The 1,807-nt window shown below is 72.9% G+C and carries 2 protein-coding genes; both read left to right on the top strand.

Features of this window, described 5'->3' with window-relative positions; genetic code table 11:
- The coding region (locus ABYE80_RS20490) for a DUF5995 family protein (RefSeq protein WP_372792251.1) at nucleotides 1-1,095 on the top strand (1,095 nt) is incomplete at its 5' end.
- Between the two features lie 104 nt (nucleotides 1,096-1,199).
- On the top strand, nucleotides 1,200-1,807 hold a 608-nt coding region (locus tag ABYE80_RS20485; RefSeq protein WP_372792249.1), incomplete at its 3' end, for a TIM barrel protein.

Here is a 1,807-nt window from a genome sequence, read left to right as displayed (position 1 = left end):
TCGTGCATCGAGCGGACCATCGTGGAGATGCAGCGCCGGCTCGACAACGTCGTCGGGACCTGCTCCCACAACGCCGTCTTCTCGCTCGCCTACCTCCGGGTCACCGAGGACGTGCGTGACGCCTCCAAGGCCGGCGTGTTCGAGGACCGGGTGTGGCTGGCGCAGGAGGACGCCGTCTTCGCCCGCATGTACTTCGAGGCCTACGACCGATGGGCCTCGGGCGAGCGGCAGGGCGTGCCGGAGGCGTGGCTCCTGGCGTTCGACGCCGCACGGGACCGCAAGGTCAACGGGCTCGGCAACTTCCTGATGGCCATGAACGCCCACATCAACCGCGACTTCCCGTACCTGCTCGCGGCGATCGGCATCACGAAGCCCGACGGGACCACGCGCAAGGCGGACCACGACGCCTACAACTCCCGGCTCGCCGCGCTCTACCAGCCGGTCCTCAAGGAGGTCGCCGACCGCTTCGACCCGTCCGCGGACGACATCGAGCTCGGCCCGGTCGACGACTCGACCGCCTACCTCATCCTGCAGTCCTGGCGCGAAGGCGTGTGGCGCAACGCCGAGCGCCTGCTGCTCGCGCCCAACGCGGCGGCCCGCGCCCAGGTCGAGCGCGAGATCGAGCTCATGGCCGCCGGTGTCGCGCGGACGCTCCAGGCGATGTTCGCGGCCGACCCGGCCGTGCGAGACGCGTGGTGTGCCGAGCACGGCGGCCAGAAGCCCGCCGACGCGACAGCTGCCCCGGCCACCTCGCCCGGGTCGTCGCGAGCGGGGACGGTGCGGCTGCGACTTCCCCGCAAGGCGCTGCGGCTCACGTCGCGGCGACTGCGCATCCCGGTCGCCTGCCCGCGAGGAGCGGGGTCGTGCCGGGGCACGCTGACGGTGCAGCGGCCGCGCGGGCGGGGCATCCGTCTGGGTCGGGCCCCGGTGCGCCTGGCTGCCGGTCGCACGACCCGCGTGACGGTGCGGATCGGCCCGAAGGCCCGGCGGGCGCTGGCACGTGACCGCGGGCGGGCGCGCCTGACCCTGCGTCGGTCGGGTGTCACGAAGCAGCGCGCGGTCACGCGCCGTTCGCTTCGCGTGCGGCTGCGCTGAGCGCCCATCACACCGGCCCTCGGCCCGTTTCGCGCAACGTGCGGGGCGGTCTGCAAGGCGGCTGTCACTCCATCGGGACGCCCCGCTACGGTGGATCACCCTTCATGGTCTCCGCGCTCACCCATCACACCTCACCCCGCCTCGGCGGCCACCTGCGGCTCGGCTGCTCGACCGGATTCCTCCGGCATCTGGAGGGTGAATGGCCCGACCTCGTGTCGCACGCGAGGGAGACGAGCACCGAGGCCATCGAGCTCGCCGCGCTGAGCGAGCAGGAGCTCCCGGGCCTGCTGGCCTACCTCGGCGGACGCCCGTCGCTGCCGTTCCGCTTCCTCAGCGTGCATGCCCCGTCCAAGCACCGCGAGCTCCCGGAGGCGGACCTCGTGGAGCTGCTGATGCCGCTGGTCGGCCGTGTCGACGCGATCGTCGTCCACCCCGACACGCTCGACGATCTCGGCGCCTGGGTCCCGCTCGGGCGGACGCTGACGATCGAGAACATGGACCCGCGCAAGGTCACCGGGCGCACCGCGGACGAACTGGCCCCGTACCTGGCGACGCTCCCCCAGGCCCAGCTCTGCTTCGACGTCGCGCACGCGCAGGCCGTCGACCCGACCCTCGCCGTCGGCCACGAGATCCTCGATCGCTACGGATCGCGGCTGCGCCACCTGCACGTGAGCGCGCTGGACGAGCGGGGACGTCACCGGCCGATGACCGC

Source organism: Paraconexibacter sp., from assembly GCF_041602235.1.
GTDB lineage: Bacteria > Actinomycetota > Thermoleophilia > Solirubrobacterales > Solirubrobacteraceae > Paraconexibacter.
This window is presented reverse-complemented; position numbering and strand designations above follow the sequence as displayed.